17 protein-coding genes and 1 pseudogene are annotated in these 20,393 nt (G+C 69.7%); 9 read left to right on the top strand and 9 right to left on the bottom strand.

Features of this window, described 5'->3' with window-relative positions; all coding sequences use genetic code 11:
- Positions 1–6: 6 nt before the first annotated feature.
- Positions 7–1,026 carry a metal-dependent hydrolase gene (locus G9Q37_RS14865; protein ID WP_166228317.1) on the bottom strand — a complete coding sequence of 340 codons (1,020 nt, stop codon included), beginning with the start codon at positions 1,024–1,026 and terminating at the stop codon, positions 7–9.
- A 7-nt stretch (positions 1,027–1,033) separates the two neighbouring features.
- Complete coding sequence (locus G9Q37_RS14860; RefSeq protein ID WP_166228315.1) at positions 1,034–1,633, bottom strand: DUF502 domain-containing protein; 600 nt, start codon at positions 1,631–1,633, stop codon at positions 1,034–1,036.
- A gap of 152 nt (positions 1,634–1,785) precedes the next feature.
- Here G9Q37_RS14860 and G9Q37_RS14855 point away from each other — a divergent pair, with 152 nt between their 5' ends.
- Positions 1,786–2,097, top strand: a complete 312-nt coding sequence (locus tag G9Q37_RS14855; protein ID WP_166228313.1) for a hypothetical protein — start codon at positions 1,786–1,788, stop codon at positions 2,095–2,097.
- A gap of 1 nt (position 2,098) precedes the next feature.
- Here G9Q37_RS14855 and rsmI read toward each other — a convergent pair whose 3' ends face one another.
- Entirely contained in the window at positions 2,099–3,013 is a 915-nt protein-coding gene (gene rsmI / locus G9Q37_RS14850) for a 16S rRNA (cytidine(1402)-2'-O)-methyltransferase (RefSeq protein ID WP_240936402.1), read from the bottom strand.
- Here rsmI and G9Q37_RS14845 point away from each other — a divergent pair, their 5' ends adjacent.
- The 3 genes from G9Q37_RS14845 to G9Q37_RS14835 are packed head-to-tail and all read left to right on the top strand — an operon-like array spanning position 3,014 to position 4,740.
- Positions 3,014–3,409, top strand: coding sequence for a YraN family protein (locus tag G9Q37_RS14845; RefSeq protein ID WP_166228311.1), 396 nt, complete (start codon positions 3,014–3,016; stop codon positions 3,407–3,409).
- Positions 3,410–3,436: 27 nt separating this feature from the next.
- Entirely contained in the window at positions 3,437–4,057 is a 621-nt protein-coding gene (locus G9Q37_RS14840; protein ID WP_166228309.1) for an SIS domain-containing protein, read from the top strand.
- Positions 4,054–4,740 carry a BON domain-containing protein gene (locus tag G9Q37_RS14835; protein WP_166228307.1) on the top strand — a complete coding sequence of 229 codons (687 nt, stop codon included), beginning with the start codon at positions 4,054–4,056 and terminating at the stop codon, positions 4,738–4,740. Before G9Q37_RS14840 ends, G9Q37_RS14835 begins: the two co-directional genes overlap by 4 nt.
- 12 nt (positions 4,741–4,752) lie before the next feature.
- On the opposite strand, the gene G9Q37_RS14830 is transcribed toward G9Q37_RS14835, so the two are convergent.
- From G9Q37_RS14830 to G9Q37_RS14820, 3 genes are read right to left on the bottom strand one after another with little or no spacing between them, the layout of a single operon-like run.
- Positions 4,753–5,646, bottom strand: coding sequence for an NAD(P)-dependent oxidoreductase (locus tag G9Q37_RS14830; RefSeq protein WP_166228305.1), 894 nt, complete (start codon positions 5,644–5,646; stop codon positions 4,753–4,755).
- Between the two features lie 55 nt (positions 5,647–5,701).
- Positions 5,702–6,838 carry a PilT/PilU family type 4a pilus ATPase gene (locus G9Q37_RS14825; protein ID WP_166228303.1) on the bottom strand — a complete coding sequence of 379 codons (1,137 nt, stop codon included), beginning with the start codon at positions 6,836–6,838 and terminating at the stop codon, positions 5,702–5,704.
- Positions 6,839–6,866: 28 nt separating this feature from the next.
- Complete coding sequence (locus G9Q37_RS14820; protein WP_166228301.1) at positions 6,867–7,910, bottom strand: type IV pilus twitching motility protein PilT; 1,044 nt, start codon at positions 7,908–7,910, stop codon at positions 6,867–6,869.
- Between the two features lie 40 nt (positions 7,911–7,950).
- Between G9Q37_RS14820 and G9Q37_RS14815 the strand changes: the two genes are divergently transcribed.
- The 3 genes from G9Q37_RS14815 (at position 7,951) to G9Q37_RS14805 (ending at position 11,170) form a co-directional block, all read left to right on the top strand.
- Entirely contained in the window at positions 7,951–8,667 is a 717-nt protein-coding gene (locus tag G9Q37_RS14815) for a YggS family pyridoxal phosphate-dependent enzyme (protein WP_166228299.1), read from the top strand.
- Between the two features lie 75 nt (positions 8,668–8,742).
- Positions 8,743–9,801, top strand: a complete 1,059-nt coding sequence (locus tag G9Q37_RS14810; protein ID WP_166228297.1) for a cupin-like domain-containing protein — start codon at positions 8,743–8,745, stop codon at positions 9,799–9,801.
- A 28-nt stretch (positions 9,802–9,829) separates the two neighbouring features.
- Positions 9,830–11,170, top strand: a complete 1,341-nt coding sequence (locus G9Q37_RS14805) for a glutamine synthetase family protein (RefSeq protein ID WP_166231344.1) — start codon at positions 9,830–9,832, stop codon at positions 11,168–11,170.
- Positions 11,171–11,174: 4 nt separating this feature from the next.
- Here the strand turns inward: G9Q37_RS14805 and G9Q37_RS14800 are convergent, their stop codons facing one another.
- The gene (locus tag G9Q37_RS14800; RefSeq protein WP_166228295.1) at positions 11,175–14,096 is read right to left on the bottom strand and encodes a sensor domain-containing protein; all 2,922 of its coding nucleotides are present in this window, start codon (positions 14,094–14,096) and stop codon (positions 11,175–11,177) included.
- A 243-nt stretch (positions 14,097–14,339) separates the two neighbouring features.
- Between G9Q37_RS14800 and G9Q37_RS14795 the strand changes: the two genes are divergently transcribed.
- Together G9Q37_RS14795 and G9Q37_RS14790 are read left to right on the top strand one after the other, a co-directional pair.
- Positions 14,340–14,645 carry an RNA recognition motif domain-containing protein gene (locus tag G9Q37_RS14795; protein WP_240936401.1) on the top strand — a complete coding sequence of 102 codons (306 nt, stop codon included), beginning with the start codon at positions 14,340–14,342 and terminating at the stop codon, positions 14,643–14,645.
- 9 nt (positions 14,646–14,654) lie between these two features.
- Positions 14,655–16,466: pseudogene (locus tag G9Q37_RS14790) on the top strand (carboxyl transferase domain-containing protein); the annotation flags it as partial.
- A 4-nt stretch (positions 16,467–16,470) separates the two neighbouring features.
- On the opposite strand, the gene G9Q37_RS14785 reads toward G9Q37_RS14790, so the two are convergent.
- Entirely contained in the window at positions 16,471–16,956 is a 486-nt protein-coding gene (locus G9Q37_RS14785; RefSeq protein WP_166228289.1) for a response regulator, read from the bottom strand.
- Positions 16,953–20,393, bottom strand: coding sequence for a PAS domain S-box protein (locus G9Q37_RS14780; protein WP_166228287.1), 3,441 nt, complete (start codon positions 20,391–20,393; stop codon positions 16,953–16,955). The genes G9Q37_RS14785 and G9Q37_RS14780 overlap by 4 nt, the downstream gene beginning before the upstream one ends.

Here is a 20,393-nt window from a genome sequence, read left to right as displayed (position 1 = left end):
GCCCGCTCAGGGCAGGTTCAGGCCCGGCGGCGGCAGCGGCTGGCCCAGCAGGCGCGGCCACAGCCACTGCAGGCCGGCGCGCATGTCCATGCGCTCGCCGCTGAGTTGCGCGGCCACCGGGCCGTGCGCGCGCTCGGTCATGGTGCCGAGGTCGAAGCGGAAGATGTAGCTCGGCTCCTGGCCCATGCGCAGGTCGGTCACGAAGAGGCGGCCGTCGTGTTCGTGCACGCTGTAGAAGCCATGGGTGAACGCGGCCAGGCGGCGCAGGCCCTCCACGTCGCCGTGCGCGGCCGCGAGTTCGGCGCCGCGGTCGAAGCGGTGCCATTCGATCACCGGCGGGTTGTCGAGCAGCGAGTGGTAGCCCTCGACGTACTCGGTGTCGGTCATGGCCACCACGCGCCAGAGCACGGTGTTGAACGGCGCGGGCGTGACCAGCACCGCGTCGGCGGCGATGCCCTGGCGTTGCAGCGAGTCGCGCGCCACCAGCTCCACGTGCTGCTGCACGAGCACGCTCCACACCAGGTAGGCGCTGCTCAGCAGCAGCCCCGCGGCGTTGGCCTTCAGGCCCACGGCCAGGGGCGTGCGCAGCGCCAGCACCAGGCCAATCAGCAGCGGCACGGTGTAGAGCGGGTCGATGATGAACACGCTGCCCACGCCGTAGGGGTGGTTGGTGAAGGGCAGCAGCAGCTGCGTGCCGTACACCGTCATGGTGTCGAGCAGCGGGTGCGTGACCAGCGCGAGCCACAGGGCCAGCCACCAGCGCCGCCACAGCGCGCCCTCGCCGTGCAGGCGCGCCACGAGCCAGGCCATCAGGGGCGCGAACAGCGTCAGGTAGAACAGCGCGTGCGATTCGCCCCGGTGCAGCACCATGTTGAGCACGGCATCGCCGTGGTCGATGAGGGCGTCGAGGTCGGGCAGGGTGCCGGCCACGGCGCCCCAGAGCGCCGATTTCCACACGGCCGTGCGCCGTCCCATGACGGCCACCGTCACCGCCGCGCCCAGTGCCACCTGCGTCAGCGAGTCCATGGCGGCGTCAGCCCGGGTCCCGGTTGGATGACATCCAGGCGATCAGCGAGGAGCGCATCGCCTCCTCGACCGACATGTCGATGGGCGTGATCCAGTCGCGCGGCACGAACACGGTGTAGCCGCCGATCATGTAGCCCATGGGCAGGTACACGGCGACCTGGTCGAGCGCGCCGAGCGCGCCCGGCAGGCCGCTGAAGTTCTGCCGCGTCACCAGGCCCACGATGGACATGTCCTGGCCGGGTGCGCGCAGCAGCACCACCTGCTGCTGCGGCTGGTCTTTGCCGTGGGGCGCGAAGTACTCGGCGAAGTTCTTGAGCGACGAGTAGATGCTCTTGACCACCGGCAGGTTGGTGAAGGGCAGCTCGGCCCAGGCCAGCACGCGCGAAAAGCCCGGGTGCGACACCAGCATGCCCAGACCGAAGATCAGCGAGCCCGCGATCACGATGCCCAGGCCGGGCAGGTAGAAGTCGCCGATGAAGGGCCGGATCAGGCCCATGGCGAGCCGCTCGGTCCAGGCCACGAACAGGTAGAGCACATAGAGCGTGAGCGCCACTGGCAGGAAGGCCAGCAGGCCGCGCAGGAAGATTTGGGTCAGTCGGGACTTCATGGTGTGGGGTCGGGACGCGGGGGAGAATAGCAGCCGGCGATGGCGCCGCGGCGGCGCCGACGGGCGGCGCTTGCAAGCCGAGTGCCCGGCCGCAGCTGGGTGCTGTGTTTTTCATCGCCGGAACTCCTGTGCCTGACACCGCTCTGTCACCCATGAACGCTGTTGCCGATCTGCTGGGCCGCCTGGGCCGCACCGTGCTGCGCCTGGCGCTGGGCCTGGCCGCCGCGGTCTTCCTGCTGAGCCTGTTGCTCGCCTCGCTGCTGGCGGTGCTCGGGCTCTCGCTGTTTTCGCTGCTCACGGGCCGCAAGCCGGCGCCCGTGGTGCTGTTCGCGCGCATGCGCGAGCGTTCGCAGCGCTTCGCCCAGGGCGGCTGGGGCCAGCCGGCCGCAGCGCCGCGTGGCGAGGTCGTCGACGTGGAAGCGCGCGAGATTCCCGACGCGCGCGGGCCCTCGCGCCAGCCCTGACTCAGGCCTGGGGTTTGCGCGCCAGCGCGGCCTCGTAGAGCGCGTTGCGCGGCCGGCCCGTGAGGCGGGCGGCCAGTTTCACCGCCGACTTCAGCGGCAACTCCTCGAGCAGCGTGTCGAGCACGCGCAGGGCCTCGGCATCCACCTCGCCTTCGGACGCGGGCCCGGGCGCGAGCGCGTGCACCAGCAGCGCGAATTCACCGCGCGTGCGCTGCGGGTGGGCAGCGAGCCAGCCGGGCAGCGCGGCCGCGGCCACGGTGTCCACCTCTTCGAACTGCTTGGTGAGCTCGCGCCCGACGGTCACCGCGCGCGGGCCCAGGTGCGCGGCCAATGAGACCGCGAGCGCCTCGATGCGGTGCGGCGCCTCTAGCAGGGCGCAGGCCTCGGGGCTGGCCGCGATGGCCTGCAGCGCGCGCTCGCGCTCCGCACCCTTGGGCGGCAGAAAGCCCGCGAAGCGAAAGCGGCCCTCGCCCGCCACCTCGCCCGCCACGCTGAGCAGTGCGGTCAGCGCGCTCGCGCCCGGCAGCGGCACGCAGCGAAAGCCCGCGGCGCGGGCTTCGGCCACCAGGCGCGCACCCGGGTCGCTCAGGCCGGGCGTGCCGGCGTCGCTCACGTAGGCCACGCGCTGGCCCTGGCGCAAACGCTCGATCACGGCCTGCGCGGCCTCGCGCTCGTTGTGCTCGTGCGCCGCGATCAGGGGCTTGTGCAGGCCGTAGGCCTGCAACAGCGCGGCGGTGTGGCGCGTGTCCTCGCAGGCCACGGCGTCGGCCAGGTCGAGCAGGTGCAGCGCGCGAAATGTGATGTCTGCGCGATTTCCGATCGGGGTGGCCAGCAGGTACAGCGTCCCGTTCGGAAAATGCTGGGCTCCCGCGGCCAGGCGCGCGGCGGTGAGCAGATCGATCGAAGGGAGTGACACGTGAGGGGCAATGAAAAGCCGTCGCCGGCGTCGCCGACCGCCCTGGGGCGGCAGGCCGAAGACCTGGCGCTGGCGCTGCTGAGCCGGGCCGGCCTGCAGTTGGTGATGCGCAACTTCCGCACCCCCGGGCGCGGGGGCGGCGAGGTCGACCTGATTATGCGGGAGCCCGATGGCACGCTGGTCTTCGTGGAGGTGCGCCAGCGCCGCGCGGGCGACCACGGCGGCGCGGCCGCGAGCATCGGTTCGGTGAAGCGGCGGCGCATCGTGTTCGCGGCGCGGCACTTTCTGGCGCGCATGCGGTCCACGCCCAGGTGCCGCTTCGACGCCGTGCTGTTCGAAGGCGATGAAGCGCCGCAATGGTTGCGCGCCGCTTTCGATGCTGGTGACGCTTTTTGATACGAACCCCGCCGCTATCATCGCCCCATGCTCTTGCAGCGCATCCAGCAGCAGTTCATCGACAGCGCCGACCTGAAGTACCAGAGCGCGCCCACGCTCGCGCCCCTGATCGAGGCGGCCGTGGCCGCCCTGCTCGCGGGCCTCACGGGGGGCGGCCGGCTGCTCAGTTGCGGCAACGGCGCGGGCGCGGCGCTCGCGCAGCTGTTCGCGGCCCAGATCGTCGGCCGCCACGAGCGCGACCGGCCCGGTCTGGCGGCCTTCGCGCTCGCGTCCAACGCCCCCGTGATCACCGGCATTGCGGCCGATTTCGATGGCCGCCAGGTGTTCGCGCGCCAGGTGCACGCGCTCGGCCAGGCCGGCGACGTGCTGCTGGTGATCAGCCCCGACGGCCAGGCCGGCAACCTGGTGGCCGCCGTTGAGGCCGCACACGAGCGCGAGATGACCGTCATCGCCGTCACCGGCGCGCGCGGCGGTCGCATCGCGCCGCTGATGCGCGACACCGACGTGCACCTGTGCGTGCCGCACGAGCAGGCAGCGCGCGTGCTCGAACTGCAGCTGCTGGTGCTGCATTGCCTGGCCGACGGGCTCGACGCCCAGTTGCTCGGCCTGCCCGACGCCCTTTCGACCGACACGGAGAACCCCGCATGAACCTGAAACGCCTGCCCCGCATCGGCACCACCCTGCTCGCCACGGTGGCGCTGTCCACCCTGATGTCCGCCTGCGCACCGCTGGTGATCGGCGGCGCCGCCGTGGGCACGCTCATGGCCGTGGACCGGCGCAGCTCGGGCGCGCAGGTCGACGACCAGGCGATCGAATTGCGCGCGGCCAACCGCCTGCGCGACACCCTGGGCGGCCGCGCCAACGTGTCCGTGAACAGCTACAACCGCCAGGTGCTGCTCACCGGCGAGGTCAACAGCGAGGCCACGCGCGCCGAGGCCGAGAAGATCGTGGCCGGCGTGGACAACGTGCGCAGCATCGTCAACGAGCTCAAGGTGATGAACTCGCCCGGCCTGTCGCAGCGCACCAGCGACTCGCTCATCACCGGCCGCGTGAAGGCGGGCTTTGTGGACGCGCGCGACCTGCCCGTGACCAACATCAAGGTCACCACGGCCAACGGCGTGGTCTACCTCATGGGCCGCGTGACGCAGAAAGAGGCCGACCGCGCGACCGAGGTGGCGCGCAACACCGACGGCGTGCAGCGCGTGGTGCGCATCTTCGAGGTGCTCAGCGAAGAAGAGCTGCAGCGCCTGGCGCCCGCACCGGCCGCGCAGCCCGGCACCAGCGGCACGGGCGGCGGCACTGGCAGCGGCACCGAAGCGCCGCGCCAGTGAGCGCGCCGCGGCTCAGCGCAGCCGCTTGATCAGGCTCGAGGTGTCGTAGCGCGCGCCGCCCATGGCCTGCACGTCGGCGTAGAACTGGTCCACCAGCGCCGTCACAGGCAGGCGGGCGCCGTTGCGCTTGGCCTCGTCGAGCACCAGGCCCAGGTCCTTGCGCATCCAGTCGACCGCGAAGCCGAAGTTGAACTGGTCGGCCACCATGGTCTTGCCGCGGTTGTCCATCTGCCAGCTCTGGGCCGCGCCCTTGCCGATCACGTCGAGCACGAGGTTCATGTCGAGCCCCGCCTTCTGACCGAAGGCGATGGCCTCGGACAGGCCCTGCACCAGGCCCGCGATGCAAATCTGGTTGACCATCTTGGTGAGTTGGCCGGCGCCGCTCGCCCCCATGAGCGTGAACGCGCGCGAGAAGGCCATGGCCACGGGCTTGACGGTGTCGAACGCGGGTGCGTCGCCGCCGCACATGACGGTGAGCAGGCCGTTCTCGGCGCCCGCCTGGCCGCCCGAGACGGGCGCGTCGACGAAGGCGATGCCCAGGGCCTTGGCCGCGGCGTAGAGCTCGCGCGCGACGTCGGCCGAGGCGGTGGTGTGGTCGACGAAGATGGCGCCGGGCTGCATGCCCGCGAAGGCGCCGTCGGCGCCGAGCGTGATCGAGCGCAGGTCGTCGTCGTTGCCCACGCAGGCGAACACGATCTCGGCGCCCGCGGCGGCCTCGCGCGGCGTGGCCTTGAAGGCGCCGCCGTGCTGCTTGGCCCAGGCCTCGGCCTTGGCAGCGGTGCGGTTGTAGACCGTGACCTGGTGGCCGGCCTTGGCGAGGTGGGCGGCCATCGGCCCGCCCATGACGCCCAGCCCCAGGAAGGCAACGCGGCGGGCAGGCGTGGGTTCGTAGGTCTTGGCGTTCAAGGTGTCATCTCCTGGGTTGTGTTGTTGGCAACCCGGAGATGGTACCCAGCCTGGCTCAGACGATCGTCAGGTGCTCCGTGCCGGCAGCGAGATCGAGGGTCTTCGCGCGCTGGCTGTGCAGCTTGATGTGCAGCCGCAGATCGTTGAGCGAGTCGGCGTTGCGCAGTGCGTCTTCGTAGGTGATGAGGTTGGCTTCGAAGGCGTCGAACAGCGACTGGTCGAAGGTCTGCATGCCGATGTTGGTGCTCTTCTTCATCACCTCCTTGATCTCGGCGACCTCGCCCTTGAAGATCAGGTCGGAGATGAGCGGCGAGTTCAGCAGGATCTCGACCGCGGCGTAGCGGCCCTTGTTGTCCTGCCGCGGCACCAGGCGCTGCGAGATGAGCGCGCGCAGGTTGAGCGAGAGGTCCATGAGCAGCTGGGGCCGGCGCTCTTCGGGGAAGAAGTTGATGATGCGGTCGAGCGCCTGGTTGGCGCTGTTGGCGTGCAGCGTGGCCAGGCACAGGTGGCCGGTTTCGGCGAACTGGATCGCGTGCTCCATGGTTTCGCGGTCGCGGATCTCGCCCATCAGGATCACGTCGGGCGCCTGGCGCAACGTGTTCTTGAGCGCGGCCTCCCAGCTGTCGGTGTCCAGGCCCACCTCGCGCTGCGTGACCACGCAATTCTTGTGCGGGTGCACGAACTCGATCGGGTCTTCGACCGTGACGATGTGGCCGTGCGATTTCTCGTTGCGCCAGTCGACCATGGCCGCGAGCGAGGTGGACTTGCCCGAGCCCGTGGCGCCCACCAGGATGCACAGGCCGCGCTTGGACATCACCACGTCCTTGAGCACCTGCGGCAGGCCGAGCTTGTCGATGGTGGGCAGCGTGGCGGGAATCGTGCGCAGCACCAGGCCCACCTTGCCCTGCTGGATGAAGGCGTTGCAGCGGAAGCGGCCGATGGCGGGCGGCGAGATCGCGAAGTTGCACTCCTTGGTGCGCTCGAATTCGGCGGCCTGCTTGTCGTTCATGATCGAACGCGCCAGCGCGAGCGTGTGGCCCGCGGTGAGCGGCTGCGGCGAGACCTTGGTGATCGCTCCGTCGACCTTGATGGCGGGCGGGAAGTCGGCCGTGATGAACAGGTCGCTGCCGCCCCGGCTCAGCATCAGCTTGAGCAGGTCGTTGATGAACTTGGATGCCTGGTCGCGTTCCATGGTGGTGCTGCCTCGGTCGCGTCGGGTGTCAGCCGGGGAAGTTCTCGGGGATCTTGGCCTTGCTGCGCGCCTCGGCCGCGCTGATCACGTTGCGCCGCACGAGGTCGGCCAGGTTCTGGTCGAGCGTCTGCATGCCCACGCTGTTGCCGGTCTGGATGGCCGAGTACATCTGCGCCACCTTGGCCTCGCGGATCAGGTTGCGGATGGCGCTGGTGCCCAGCATGATTTCGTGCGCGGCCACGCGGCCGCTGCCGTCCTTGAGCTTGCACAGCGTCTGCGAGATCACGGCCACCAGCGATTCCGACAGCATCGCGCGCACCATGTCTTTTTCTTCGGCGGGGAAGACGTCGATGATGCGGTCGATGGTCTTGGCCGCGCTCGAGGTGTGCAGCGTGCCGAACACCAGGTGGCCGGTTTCGGCGGCCGTCATGGCCAGGCGGATGGTTTCGAGGTCGCGCATCTCGCCCACCAGGATGGCGTCGGGGTCTTCGCGCAGCGCCGAGCGCAGCGCGTTCGAGAAGCTCAGCGTGTGCGGACCCACCTCGCGCTGGTTCACCAGGCACTTCTTGGAGTCGTGCACGAATTCCACCGGGTCTTCGACCGTGAGGATGTGGCCGTACTCGGTTTCATTGAGGTGGTTGATCATGCCGGCCAACGTGGTCGACTTGCCCGAACCCGTGGGGCCGGTGACCAGCACCAGGCCGCGCGGGCGCAGCGCCAGGTCGGCGAAGATCTTGGGGGCGTTGAGCTGTTCGAGCGTGAGGATCTTGCTCGGAATGGTCCGGAACACGGCGCCCGCGCCGCGGTTCTGGTTGAACGCGTTGACGCGGAAACGCGCCAGGCCTTCGATCTCGAACGAGAAGTCGCATTCCATGAACTCCTCGTACTGCTTGCGCTGGCTGTCGTTCATGATGTCGTAGACCATGGCATGAACGGCCTTGTGGTCCAGCGGCTCCACGTTGATGCGCCGCACGTCGCCATGCACCCGTATCATGGGCGGCAGCCCGGCGGACAGGTGCAGGTCGGAGGCCTTGTTCTTGACGCTGAACGCCAGCAATTGGGTGATGTCCATCCCGGGTTTTCCGTGTTCGAGTAGGAATGTGCAAACGATTATGACGAGCATCGCTGCCAATCTCCAGCAGGTGCGGGAGCGGCTGCGAGCGGCCTGCGAAGCGGCTTCGCGGCGGAGTTCAGAGGTTACTTTGCTCGCGGTTTCAAAGACCTTCGGAGCCGATGCCGTCCGTCAGGCCCATGCCGCCGGCCAGACGGCTTTCGGCGAAAACTATGTGCAGGAAGGCATCGAGAAGATCGCGCTGGTGGCCGAAAGCGTGCCGCGTGCCGCGCTCGAATGGCACTGCATCGGCCCGCTGCAAAGCAACAAGACGCGGGTGGTTGCTGCGCAATTCGATTGGGTGCAATCGGTTGACCGGCTCAAGATCGCGCAGCGCCTGAGCGAGCAGCGCCCGGCCGGCCTGGCGCCGCTCAACGTGTGCCTGCAGCTCAACGTGGATGGCGGCGCCAACAAGTCGGGCGTGACGCTGGCCGAGCTGCCGGCGCTGGCCGACGCGGTGGCCGCCTTGCCCGGCTTGCGGCTGCGCGGCCTCATGAGCATTCCCGAGCCCGTGGCCGGCTTCGACGCCCAGCGCGCCGTGTTCCTGCGCGTGCGCGAGGCCTACGAGGACCTGCGGGCCCGGGGTCACGCGCTCGACACCCTGTCCATGGGCATGAGCGACGACCTCGAGGCGGCCGTGGCCGCCGGCGCCACCCTGGTGCGCGTGGGGCGCGCGGTCTTCGGGCACCGGCCGCTCAAGGACCCGGCGGCGGCCTGAGCCTGGCGTGTGGTGCTGCGCGGCCGCGCCCAAGCGGCCCTGGCGCGGACGATGGCGGTGCGATACTGCGCCCGCATGAGCCACGACCCCGCCATCCCGCCAGCGCCCCGACCGGGCGGCGAGGGGTTTCGCGCGCTCGACGCCGGCTGGCGGCAGTGGATCGCCGAGAACCGGCTGCGGCATTGCACGGCCGAATCCATGCTGGCCACCATGGCACAGGCCGGGCTCGACCCGGCCGAGTGCGAGCGCGCCATCCGCGCGATGGAAGAAGACCCGGCCTTCCTCGCGGCGCGCAAGTTCCAGCAGCTCAATGCCAAGCTGGCCTCGGTCATGGCCAACCAGCAGCGCCTGCGCGAGCTCGACCCTTTGTATGGCCACGTCGAAAAGCGCAGCCGCGTGTCGCCGGCCGAGTTCATGGACAAGTATGTGATCGGCAGCCGGCCCGTGGTGCTGACCGACGTGGCCCGCGACTGGCCTGCGATGCGGCGCTGGTCGCCGCAGGACCTGCGCGAGCGCTTCGGCCACCTCGAGGTCGAGGTGCAGGCCGAGCGCAGCGCCGACCCGCTCTACGAGGTGAACAAGCTCGAGCACCAGCGCAAGACGCGCCTGGCCGATTTCGTCGACCGCGTGCTGGCCGGTGGCGCCACCAACGACTACTACCTGACGGCCAACAACGAGATGCTGGGCCGCCCGGGCTTCGCGCCGCTGCTCGACGACATCGGCACGCTGCCCGCGTTCTGCGACCGCTCGCAGCTCGCGCGGCGCGCCTCGTTCTGGTTCGGGCCCGCGGGCACGGTCACGCCGCTGCACCACGACACGCTCATGCTCTGCCACACGCAGGTCGTGGGCCGCAAGCGCTGGCGCTTCATCTCGCCGCTGCAGACGCCGCTGCTCTACAACCACTTCGAGGTGTACAGTCCGGTCGACATCGACCGCCCCGACCTCGCGCGCTACCCGCTGTTCGCGCAGGCCACGGTGCTCGACGTGGTGGTGGAACCCGGCGAAACCGTGTTCCTGCCGCTGGGCTGGTGGCACCAGGTCAGCTCGCTCGACGTCAGCCTGTCCTTCTCGTATTCGAACCTGGCCGTGCCCAACGAGTACCGGTTCGACAACCCCCGCATCACCAACTGGTAAAGGGCCCGTGGCGGCCCTGCGCGACACCATGACCGACGCCTTGCGCATCCAGCAGTGGCTGGACGACAACCGCATCACCGAAATCGAGTGCCTGATTCCCGACATGGCGGGCCAGGCGCGCGGCAAGATCGTGCCGCGCCACAAGTACGACCCCGCCGTGGGCCTGCGCCTGCCCGAGGCCGTGCTCACCATGACCGTGACCGGCGACTACCCCGAGAAGGACTACACCTCGGTGGCCGACCCCGACATGCAGCTGCGCCCCGACCCGGCCACGCTGCGCCCCGTGCCCTGGGCCAAGGAGCCCACCGCGCAGATCATCCACGACTGCTTCGCCTTCGACGGCCAGGCGGTGGACCTGTCGCCGCGCAACGTGCTGCGCCGCGTGCTCAAGCTCTACGAAGACGAGGGCTGGAAGCCCATCGTGGCGCCCGAGATGGAGTTCTACCTGGTGCAGGTCGAGCCCGACGAGGACATCCCGCTCAAGGCGCCCGTGGGCCGCACGCGCCGCAGCGAGGCGGGCATGCAGAGCTTCTCGATGGACGCCATCAACGAGTACGACGACATCTTCGACGTCATGTACGACTGGTGCGAGGCAGAAGGCATCCAGCTCGACACACTGATCCACGAGATGGGCACGGCGCAGATGGAGATCAACCTCGACCACGGCGACCCGCTGCCGCTGGCCGACCAGGTCTTCCTGTTCAAGCGCACCATCCGCGAGGTGGCGATCCGCCACCAGATGTACGCGACCTTCATGGCCAAGCCCATGCAGGGCCAGCCCGGCAGCGCCATGCACATCCACCAGAGCGTGGTGGGCCTTCACGACGGCCAGAACATCTTCAGCCGGCCCGACGGCGAGGCCTCCGACCGCTTCTTCCATTTCATCGGCGGCCTGCAGACCTACCTGCCCGCGGCCACGGCCTTTTTCGCGCCCTACGTCAATTCGTACCGGCGCCTGTCGCGCTACACCTCGGCACCCATCAACCTGAGCTGGGGCTACGACAACCGCACCTGCGGCCTGCGCGTGCCGCACTCGGGGCCGCAGGCGCGCCGCGTGGAGAACCGGCTCGCGGGGGTCGATGTGAACCCGTACCTGGCGCTGGCCGCCAGCCTGGCCTGCGGCTACCTGGGCATGAAGCAGGGCCTCAAGCCCAGCGAGCCGCTCACCGGCAGCGCCTACGAGCAGCCGCACCAGCTGCCGCGCCACCTCGACGACGCGGTGGAAAAGCTCATGCAGTGCGCGCCGCTCGTGGAGCTGTTCGGCGAGCACTTCATCCAGGCCTACGGCGCCATCAAGGACACCGAGTACCGCGAGTACTTCGACGTGGTGAGCCCCTGGGAGCGGCGCTTCCTGCTGCTCAACGTCTGAGCGTTCACATCACGACCATGCCCGCCATGGGGTTGGCGAGCAGGGCGTCGAGCTGTTCGATGGGCAGCGGTTTGGAGAACAGGTAGCCCTGGAACTGGTCGCAGCCCTGGTAGGTGAGGAAGTCGCGCTGCTCCACGGTTTCCACGCCCTCGGCCACCACCTGCAGGCTCAGCGACTGCGCGAGCGCGATGATGGCGCGCGAGATCGCCGCGTCGTTGGGGTCGGTCAGCACGTCGGCCACGAAGGCCTTGTCGATCTTGAGCTGGTCCAGCGGCAGCCGCTTGAGCACCGACAGCGACGAGTACCCGACACCGAAGTCGTCGAGCGAGAGCGTCACGCCCAGGGCCTTGAGCATGCCCATCTTCTGGATGGTGATCTCCATGCGGTCGGCCAGCAGGCTTTCGGTGAGTTCGAGCTTGAGCCGCTGCGGCCGGATGCCGCTGTTGCGGATGCAGGCCATCACGAGGTCGACGAAATCGGGGTGGCGGAACTGGCGCACGCTCACGTTCACCGCGATGCTCAGGTTCGCGGTCTCGGGGCGGCGCGCCCAGGCGGCGAGCTGCGCGCACGCGGTCTCCAGCGCCCACTGCCCCAGCGGCAGGATCAGGCCGGTGTCTTCGGCCACCGGAATGAATTCCGAGGGCGGGATCAGGCCGCGCTCGGGGTGGTTCCAGCGCAACAGCGCCTCCACGCCGGTGATCACACCCGCGCGGTCCACCTGCGGCTGGTAGTACAGCAGGAATTCGCCGCGGCGCAGGCCGCTGCGCAGGTCGGAGCCGGTGCGGGCGTTGGCCGTCATGGCCGATTGCATCGCCGGGTCGAAGAAACACAGCGTGTTGCGGCCCATCGACTTGGCCTGGTACATGGCGAGGTCGGCCTGCTTGAGCAGCTCGCCCACGTCGGCCTGCGCGCCGCTGAAGATGGCCACGCCGATGCTGGGCGTGGCGAAATGCTGGTGGCCGTTGAGGCCGAAAGGCTCGCGCAGCGTGTTGAGCACCTTCTCGCCGAGCACGCGCGCCTTGTGCGCGGCCGCGGCCGGGTCGTTGCTGAGGTCGTCGGCCATCACCACGAACTCGTCGCCGCCCAGGCGCGCCACCAGGTCGGTCTTGCGCACGCTCGCGCTCAGGCGCTGCGCCACCTTCTTGAGCAGCTGGTCGCCCATGTGGTGGCCCAGCGTGTCGTTGAGGATCTTGAAGTTGTCCAGGTCGATGAACAGCAGCGCGCCGTGCTGGCCGCTGCGCGCGCTGCTGGCCGTGGCCTTCTGCAGCCGGTCGAGCAGCAACTGGCGGTTGGGCAGGTCGGTCAGCGGGTCGTAGAAGGCCAGGTGCCGGATCATGTCCTCGGCGGTCTTGCGCTGCGTGATGTCGCGGCCCACGGCCACCCAGTGCGAGACCTCGTCGGCCGCCGCCTGCACGGACACCACCTCGAGCTCGACCCAGAACTGCGTGCCGCTCTTGCGCCGCACCAGCAGCTCGGTGCGGGCCTTGCGCGTGTCGCGCAGGCCGCGCGCGAGCTCGTGCAGCCGCGCGCCCACGGCCTCGAGGTCGAACAGCATGCGCGGCGATTGTTCGAGCACGTCGGCGCGCGCGTAGCCCGTGTGCAGCTCGAAGGCGTCGTTGACGAACACGATGCGCGGCTCGTCGCTGCCGCTGGCGGTCTCGGCGATCAGCACGATGTCGTTGAGCCGCGCCACGCTGGTCTCGAGCAGCATGAGCTGCTCCTGCGAGCGGCGGCGCTCGGTGACGTCGCGGAAGTACACGGCCAGGCCTTCGGCGAAGGGGTAGGCGCGCACCTCGAGCCACTTGCCCAGCGAGGGAAACCAGTCTTCGATCTCGACGCGCCGGTTGGTCTGCAGCGAGCGGTAGAGCTGCTCCTTCAGGCGCTGCGCCACGGCGGGGGCGAAGTCGTGCCAGAGCTCCAGGCCCAGCAGGTCGGCCGTGGTCTTCTGCAGCAGCCGCTCGCTTTCCTGGTTGAGGTAGGTGAAGCAGCACTGGCGGTCCAGCGTGACGAAGGCCTCTGTGATCGAAGCCAGCGTGGTGGTCAGGCGCATCGCCAGGCGCAGGGTCTCCTGCTGCGCCTGCTTGGTGGCCGAGATGTCGTGCACCGCGATCTGCACGCGCACCACGTTGCCGTGCAGGTCCTCCACTGCGTCGCCCACGGTGCGCACCCATTTCGGGCCCACGCCCTCGAGCAGGATCTGCACCTCTTCGTCGAAGGGTTCGCCGCGCAGCGCGCAGCGCTCGATGCGCTGCTTGAGCCCGTTGCGCCACTCGGGCGCGTGGCGTTCGAGCATTTCTTCGAGCGTGCGCGGGTGCGCATCGGGCGGAAGGTCGAAGAGCGCGAGCAGGCCCGGCGAGCATTCGAGGTGCTGGCCTTCGGTTTCGATCGACCAGCTGCCCAGCGAGGCGGTGCGCTCGATCAGCGCGATCTGGCTCTGGTGGTTGCGTTGCTGCACCTGCTGCTGGGCCCGCAGCGCGCGCGCCTCGCGCAGCGCCAGCAGCAGGTCGCAGGCCTGCTCGGCGATCAGGGCCAGCGCCGGCAGCTCGCGCCGTTCCTCGCGCGGCTGGGCGTCGATCAGCAGGATGGCCGCGCCCGGCGCGCGGCTCATGGGCAGCCAGTGCAGGTGGCGCAGGCCGCGCCGCCCACGGCCCAGGTCCAGCGCCGACCAGCGCGCCTCGCGCCCGGCATCGCCGATCCATTCCTCGCCAGCCCCGAGGTCGGCGCAGAGCTGCACCACCACCTCGGCCTGGCCCTCGTCGAGGCCGGCGCTGCCCAGCAGCGCCCACTGCGCGCCCTGGCGCTCCAGACACGCGGCCGCCGACACGTCGGCTTCGCGCACCAGGTGGTGCGAAACGCGGTCGAAGGCCTCGCGGGCGTCGACGTTGTGGGGAGGGATCGGGGTGGGCAGGGTGGGGGAGCGGCGCATGGCAGGGCTAGGATAGCGAGCGCGCCGGCCGCCGGACGCGGTTCAGGAGACACAAGGTGGGGTGCCGGGCGTGAACTGCGGCACGCCGAGCCCGGGTGTGGCGGATTTTTGTAACATACTTGTGACTTCCTGTAGCGACTCGTCTACGATGCCCAGGCAACGTCATCGTGGTTTCGCACAGGCCCCCGACACTCGCGAAACCGCATGCAAACGACCCATCCAGACCCGACCGGAGTTGACAAGGTGAGCGCACTCGCAGAACTCAGGCAGCACAGCGATGTGTCGAGCCTGAAATCCGCCTTGCACCAGCTGTGCAGCGAATTCGGCCGCATCACGCGTCTGGACATCCTCACCGCCATGCACGAAGGCACCAAGCAGGCCATCTGCTTCCTGCGCATGGAACGCCCGGAGCAGGAGCAGCAGCTCATGAAGAGCCTGGGCGTGGGCCGCTTCGGCGGCGAGGTGGTGTTCGTGCTCAACCTCAACATGCCGGCCAAGCAGCCCGAATTCGGCCCCTCGTCGCAGTGGGCCGACTCCGACATCTACTGAGCGCCGCGCTTGCGCTCCCCCCTGCAGGCCCAGGTCGTCGAATGGCTCGCACGGCCGGGTGAGGCGGTGCGCCAGGGCCAGCCGCTGCTGGTGGTCGAGGCGATGAAGATGGAGCACGAGCTGCGCGCCGAGGGCGACGGCCGGCTCGCCGAATGCCTGGTGCAGCCCGGTGACACGGTGCAGACCGGCGACCCGCTCTGGCGGCTCGACGCGGCCGCCCCGGCCCCCAGCCCGACCCCACCCGACACACCCACCCTGGCCGCTGCCCCGACCGGCGAGCGCGAGGATCTGCGCCGCTTTCGCGAGCGCATGGCCTTCGTGGCCGATGCGGCGCGGCCCGAGGCGGTGGCGCGCCGCCACGCCCAGGGCCTGCGCACGGCGCGCGAGAACGTCGCGGACCTCTGCGACCCGGGCAGCTTCATCGAATACGGCGCGCTCGCCATCGCGGCGCAGACCGCGCGCCGCAGCGAGGCGGAGCTGATCGCCCAGACGCCGGCCGACGGCCTGGTGGCGGGCATCGGCTCGGTCAACGGCGGGCTGTTCGGCGACCAGCGCGCGCGCACCGCGGTGCTGGCCTACGACGCCACGGTGCTGGCGGGCACCCAGGGCATGCGCAACCACCAGAAGACCGACCGGCTGCTGGGCATCGCGCTCGACCAGCAACTGCCCGTGGTGCTGTTCGCCGAAGGCGGCGGCGGGCGCCCGGGCGACACCGACATGGCCATCGTGGCCGGCCTGCACGTGGGCACCTTCGCGGCCATGGCGCGCCTGTCGGGCCGCGTGCCCACCCTGGGCATCGCGGCCGGGCGCTGCTTCGCGGGCAATGCGGCGCTGCTGGGTTGCTGCGACCTGATCATCGCCACGCGCGGCAGCAACATCGGCATGGGCGGACCAGCCATGGTCGAGGGCGCGGGCCTGGGCCGCCACCGGCCCGAAGACATCGGCCCGGCCGCGGTGCAGCAGGCCAGCGGCGTGATCGACATCCTGGTGGACGACGAGGCCGAGGCCGTGGCGCGGGCGAAGCACTGTCTGGCGCTGTTCCAGGGCAGCACGTCCGCCGACCCGGCGCCCGACCCGCTGGCCCTGCGCCAGGCCCTGCCCGAGAGCCGCGTGCGCAGCTACGACAGCCGCCCGGTGGTGCTGGGCCTGGCCGACGCGGGCAGCGTGGTCTGGCTGCGCGAGGGCTTCGGCCAGGCGGTGCACACCGGCCTGGGGCGGCTGGGCGGGCGCGCCGTGGGTTTCGTGGCCAGCAACCCGCAGCACCTGGGCGGCGCGGTCGACGCCGACGCGGCCGACAAGCTCGCGCGCTTCATGCAGCTCTGCGATGCCTGGGGCCTGCCGATCGTGAGCCTGGTCGACACGCCGGGCTTCATGGTCGGGCCCGAGGCTGAATCGCGCGCACAGGTGCGCCACGTGAGCCGCCTGTTCGTGATCGCGGCTTCGCTGCGCGTGCCGTTTTTTAGCGTGCTGCTGCGCAAGGCCTTCGGTCTCGGGGCCATAGGGCTCACCGGGGGCGGTTTCCACGCGCCGGGTTTCACCGTGGCCTGGCCCAGCGCCGAATGCGGCGCCATGGGCCTGGAGGGTGCGGTGCGCCTGGGGTTTCGCAAGGAGCTCGAGGCCCTGCCCGAGGGCCCGCAGCGGCAGGCGCTGTTCGATGAACTGCTGGCGCGCCAGGTGGCACAGGGCGCGGCGATTCCCATGGCCACCACACTCGAGATCGACGCCGTGATCGACCCCGCCGACACGCGCGACTGGCTGCTGCGCGGCCTGGCCGGTGCCCGGCTGCGCCCGGGGCCGGCGCGTTACGTCGACCCCTGGTGAGGGCTCAGAGCAGCTCGCCGAAGCCGGTGTTGCGCACGCCGGCCGTGGCCATGGGCGGCGCGGTCTGGTTGATGTTCACCCAGAACTCGCAGACGTGCTTCATGGCGCTCAGGAACTGCGAGAACTCGGTGGGTTTGGCGATGTAGGCGTTGGTGCCGGCGTCGTAGGCGCGCAGCAGGTCGCTCGGTTCGGTGGACGAGGTGAGCACCACCACCGGGATGTTGTGCAGTTGGTCGGAGCTCTTGATTTCCTTGAGCACGCCGATGCCGTCGAGCAGGGGCATCTTCAGGTCGAGCAACACCAGCACCGGGTGGCTGCCCGGGCGGTTGGCGAACTGGTTGCGGCGGAACAGGTAGTCGAGCGCCTGCATGCCGTCGGAGACGTGGGTGACACGTCCCTCGAGGCCATGGCGGGAGAGCGCGAGCTTGGTGAGCTCGGCGTCGTCGGGGTTGTCCTCGACCAGGAGGATGGCATCGGCGTTCTTGTTCATGGTTCGAGCGGGGCCGGCATGGAGTCGGTCGTGTCCGGCAAACGAGGGCCATCTATCGGGAGCGAGAAGTGGAACACGCTGCCTTCGCCCAGGCGGCTTTCCGCCCACACGCTGCCGCCGTGTCGCTCGATGATGCGCCGTGTGAGCGCGAGTCCGATCCCTGTTCCTTCGAATTCCGAAGCGCGGTGCAGGCGTTGAAAGACGCCAAAAAGCTTCTGGGAATATTTTGTATCGAAACCCACGCCGTTGTCACGGACCGAGAACACGTAGCCGCGCACCGGTTCGAGGTTCCAGCTCACGTCGATCACGGCGCGCTCGCGCGGGCGCGTGTACTTGAAGGCGTTGCCCAGCAAGTTGGCCCAGACTTCGCGCAGCAGCAGCGCGTCGCCGTGCACCAGGGGCAGGTCGGGGGCGATGTGCCAGTCGACCACCCGCCCGTCGGTGTCGTGGGCGATCTGCGACACCACGGCGCTCACGAGGTGGTTGAAATCGACCGGCGCGATGTTGACCGCCGCCCGGCCCAGGCGCGAGAACGCCAGCAGCCCGTCGATGAGCTGGCTCATGTGGCGGGCCGAGTTGCCGATGGTGGCGAGGTAGCGGGTGGTGGTCTCGTCGCGCTCGGTGCCCAGGTGTTCTTCGAGCAGGCTCACGAAGCTGGAGATGTGGCGCAGCGGTGAGCGCAGGTCGTGCGACACCGAGTACGAGAAGGATTCGAGGTCGCGGTTGGCCGCCAGCAGCTGCTCGGTGCGCTCGACCACGCGCTTTTCGAGCTCGTCGTTGATGTTGTGCATCAGGTCGTCGAGCTGCTTGGCGTCGGTCATGTCGCGGTTGATCTTCGCGAAACCCTTGAGGTCGCCCTTCTGGTCGCGCAGCGCGATCAGCACCGAATGCGACCAGTAACGCGAGCCGTCCTTGCGGGTGAGCCAACCCTGCACGTCGTGCTGGCCGCGCGAGGCCGCCAGACGCAGCATGCGCTCGGCGTCGACCTTGCCGGCCTCGGGGTCGCCCGGGTCGAACAGCACGCCGTAGTGACGGCCCAGCATCTGCACGGGCGAATAACCGTCCATGCGCTGTGCGCTGTCGGTCCAGTCGGTGATGAAACCGTTCGCATCCATGAAGAAGATGCAGTAGTCGCGCAGGTTGTCCACCATGAGCCGGAAACGCTGCTCGCTTTCGAGCAGCTCGGCCGAGCGCTCCTGGATGCGCAGCTCGAGCTCCTCGTTGAGGTGGCTCACCCGCTCCTCGATGCGCTTGCGCTCGGTGATGTCGATGATCTGCACGAACAGCCCGCGCGCCCGGCCGTCGGCGTCCATGTCGGGCAGGTAGTTGGCGCTGATGAAGATCGGCTGGCCGTCGACGGTCTGGCGCCAGGTCTCGAAGTGCTGCGGCGATCCGGCCAGCGCGCGCACCATGTGCGGTGCGATGTCGGCCCATTCGCCGGGTGGCACGCAGTCGCGGATGTGCCGGCCCAGGATCTGCTGCGGGTCCATGCCATAGAGGCGCTGGTGCTCGGCGTTGGCGAAGCGGAAGTGCAGGCCGGCGTCGAGGTAGGCGATCAGCCCGGGCACCTGGTCGGTGATGCGTTCGAGGAAGCGCTGTTGCTCGCGCTGGGTGTCTTCGGCGGTCTTGCGCTCGGTGATGTCGAGCATCTGGATGATGATGCCCTGTACCTCGCCGTTCACCACGAAAGGGGTGTACTCGATGCTCGCGTAGAAGCGGTGGCCGTCGGGGAACGAGCGCTCACCCTCGAAGCGCTGGGGCACGCCCTGCAACGCGGCCTGCAGCCGCTCGAGCGCCGCCTGGTAATCCTGCGGTTGCGCGATGTCGCGCAGGTGCAGCCCCACGACCTCGCCGGGCGTGCCGCTGCGCCAGCGCGCGTAGCTCTTGTTGGCCAGCCGGCACACCAGATCGCGGTCGAAGTAGGCGAGCTGCACCGGCACGGTGTCGGTCACCGCCTGCAGGAAGCGGGTCTGCACGGCCAGCGCCTCTTCGGCCTGCTTGCGCGCCGTGATGTCGATCAGCGTGTTGTTGGTGCGCACGAAGCGCCCCTTCTGGTCGCGCACCGCGGTGCTGCTGACCAGGGCCACGAAGCTGCTGCCGTCGCGGCGGCGCATGGTCATCTCGGCGGGCTCGATCTTCCCGCCCATGACCAGATCGCGCAGCCGGCCGAGCGCGAAATCGAGCTGCTCGGGCAGCACCACGTCGCGCAGGTGCAGTTGGCCGACCACCTCGTGCCGCTCGTAGCCCAGCCATTCGAGCTCGGTGCGGTTCATGAGCACGAAGGTGCCGCTGGCGTCGAGCGAGTGGTAGCCGCAGGGCGCGCCGTTGTAGAGCGACTGCGCCTCGGTGAGCGCCATGCTCACGCGCTCCTTGGCGTCGGCGAGTTCGTCGGTGCGCTCGCGCACGCGCTTTTCGAGTTCGGCGTTGAAGCGGCGGATCTCCTCCTGCTGGCGGTGCTGCTCGGTGATGTCGCGCGAGATCACGAGCAGCATCACGGGCTCGCCGAGGTTGTCGGAGATCGGGGTGACGGCCGTGTCCCACCACTTGGGCGTGCCCTTGAAGGTGGTGCCGTAGGCCACGAAGCGCGAGCTCTCGCCGCGGCCGGCCGCGGCCACGGCCTCACGCGCGAGCGTGGCGCCTTCCTCGGGCCACCAGCTGGTCCAGTCGCTCAGGCGGATCTGCTCGAAGTCGTCGACCTCGACCAGGCGGCGGCCCTGTTCGGTGATCTGCACCAGGCGGCCCGCGAGATCGAGCACCTTGGTGCAGTCGGGGCTGCTGGCGATGATCTGGCGGTTGAGCTCTTCCTTGATGCGCGACTCGGCTTCGAGCACACGCAGCGTGGTGATGTCCTGCACGAAGCCGAGCTGGCCGGTGAGCGCGCCCTGCGCGTCGCGCAGCGGCGCGTTGCGCGCGATCAGGTGGCGGACCTCGCCCGCGCGCAGAAGGCGGAATTCGATGCTCAGCGCTTCGCCGCGCGAGATCACGCGCACCCAGTGGGCCTGCACGCGCTCGGCGTCGTCGGGGTGCACGTTCTTGAGCCAGCCGAAGTTGGGCAGCTCGTCGCGCTGCATGCCGCAGATCTGCAGCAGCTGAGCGTCCACGTGGGTGAGCAGGCCGGCCTCGTCGGTGCGGAAGATGCCGATGGGAAAGACGCTGCCGAGCGCGTTGAACAAGGCCTCGTACTCGAAGGGCGCCACGGGCGCACCCGCGCCCGTGGGCTCGAGCGGCAGGGGCAGATCCCCGGGCGGTGCGCCGGGGCCGCTGCCGTTGGCCGGCGGTTCGCCGCCCAGTTGCCGCGCGTAGCGCTGGCGGAGGTAGGCGTTCTCGGCGCGCAGGGTGCGCAGTTCGAGCATCAGCGCACGTTCGCGCTCGGTCGCGCCGGCCTCGCCCTCGCGGCGGGCCAACTGCTCCAGACCAGGCGGCAGCGAGGCGCTCAT

The organism is Hydrogenophaga crocea, from assembly GCF_011388215.1.
Classification (GTDB): Bacteria; Pseudomonadota; Gammaproteobacteria; order Burkholderiales; family Burkholderiaceae_C; genus Hydrogenophaga; species Hydrogenophaga crocea.
Note: the sequence above shows the minus strand (reverse complement) of the source record. Positions and strands in the feature narration are given on the sequence as shown.